The sequence below is a fragment of the Priestia sp. P5_B4 genome (assembly GCF_056400385.1).
Genome location: NZ_JBFULJ010000714.1, coordinates 1 through 1,962 on the forward strand (window position 1 = coordinate 1; position 1,962 = coordinate 1,962).

Annotated in this window: 2 protein-coding genes; both read left to right on the forward strand. The window is 43.2% G+C overall.

The window, feature by feature from the left end:
• Positions 1-870, forward strand: an 870-nt coding sequence (locus AC1DRF_RS25070) for an NtaA/DmoA family FMN-dependent monooxygenase (protein ID WP_477741968.1), incomplete at its 5' end; no start/stop codon positions are given.
• Positions 848-1,962: amidohydrolase (locus tag AC1DRF_RS25075; RefSeq protein ID WP_477741969.1), on the forward strand; the 1,115-nt coding region annotated here is incomplete at its 3' end. The genes AC1DRF_RS25070 and AC1DRF_RS25075, both read left to right, overlap by 23 nt.

Here is a 1,962-nt window from a genome sequence, read left to right on the forward strand (position 1 = left end):
CTGTGGGATTCATGGGAAGACGATGCTTTTATCTATCAAAAAGAAACCGGTCAGTTTTTTGATCCAAAGAAAATGCATACGCTTGGATTTAAAGGCAAGCACTTTCAAGTTCAAGGGCCGTTAAATATTGCTCGTTCAAAGCAGGGACATCCGGTTGTGTTTCAAGCAGGTTCGTCAGAAAGAGGAAAAGGATTCGGAGCAGAGAATGCCGATGCGATTTATACAAATGCACATACACTAGAAGAAGCGCAGGCATTCTATCAAGATATGAAAAATAGAGCAAGAAATCACGGGAGAAATCCCGAAGAGCTTCTCATTTTTCCAAGTATTGATTTAATTATAGGAGATAGCGAGGAAGATGTAGAAAGAAGATATGGAGAGCTTGCTGCGCTAATTCCAATTGATCACGCCATTACATATTTAGCTCGTTTTTTTGATGACTACGACTTTCAGCAATTTGACCTAGACGCCCCGTTTCCAGAGTTAGGGGATATCGGAGCAAATGCGTTTCAAAGCACGACAAATAAAATTCAACAAGCGGCGGCTGCTCGAAAGTTAACGTTAAGACAAGTGGCGCTTGAAACAATTTTGCCGCGTTCGCCGTTTTCAGGAACACCTGAACACGTAGCGGATGAAATGCAAAAATGGCATGAGCAGGAAGCAGCGGATGGATTTGTACTTCGTCCGTTTATGAGCGATACGTTTCATCAATTTGTGGAAAAAGTAGTGCCTATCTTACAAGAGCGTGGGCTTTACGACACTTCATATGAAAGCAGTACGCTGCGAGGAAATTTGAACCTTTCCGTTCCAGCCAATCAATATAGTCAAACAAAGGAGGAGTATGTGTATGACAGTCAAATTAATCAGTGACTACAGCGTCATAGAAAGCTTAAAAAAGCAGGTAATTGAGTGGAGAAGGCATTTTCATCGCTACCCTGAATTATCCTTTCAAGAACATCGAACGTCTCAGTTTGTTGAAGATACGCTTCGTTCGTTTGGAAGCTTTATTATTACTCGTCCTACACCAACAAGCGTGGTGGCTAGATTAATAGGAAAAGAGCAGGGGAAAGTGGTTGCGATTCGAGCGGATATGGACGCGCTGCCGATTGAAGAAGAAAACACGTTTGCATTTGCCTCGGTTCATAAAGGCGTGATGCATGCATGCGGACATGACGGTCACAYGGCTATTTTATTAGGAGTAGCTTCTGTTCTTTCTCAGTTAGGAAATGAATTTAAAGGAGAAATTCGCTTGGTTTTTCAACACGCAGAAGAGCTGCTGCCCGGGGGAGCGCAGGAACTTGTGAAAGAAGGCGTGATGGAAGGGGTGGATTATGTAATTGGTACGCATTTGAATTCTGGTCTTCCCATCGGAGAAATCGGCGTGCTTGCAGGTCCTATGATGGCTTCGCCTGACACTTTTAATATATCGATTAAAGGAAAAGGAGGACACGCCGCAGCGCCTCACGAAGTAGTTGATGCCATTGTGGTAGGAGCGCAGATTGTGACCAACCTCCAAACCATTGTTTCAAGAACGATTAATCCAATTGATAAATTAGTCGTATCGGTTACACAATTTCACGGAGGAACTACGCACAATGTACTTCCTGATAAAGTGGAGCTTAACGGTACCGTTCGCAGCTTTGACGCGGCGCTGCGAGAAAAAGTTCCGGCACAAATTGACCGTATGGTAAAAGGACTAACAGAGGCCTACGGTGCAGAGTACACCTTCACATATGAAAAAGGCTATCATCCCGTCATTAATTCTGAAGAAATTACGCGTTTAATTGAAGAAACAGCTATCGAAGAATATGGAAAAGAACGTGTTAAAACGCTGTCCCCTAAAATGGGAGGAGAAGATTTTTCAGCTTATCTGCAGGAAACGGAAGGAGCATTTTTTAACATCGGAGCACGAAATGAAGAACAAGGCATTGTATACCCTCATCATCATCCGAAGTTTACGGT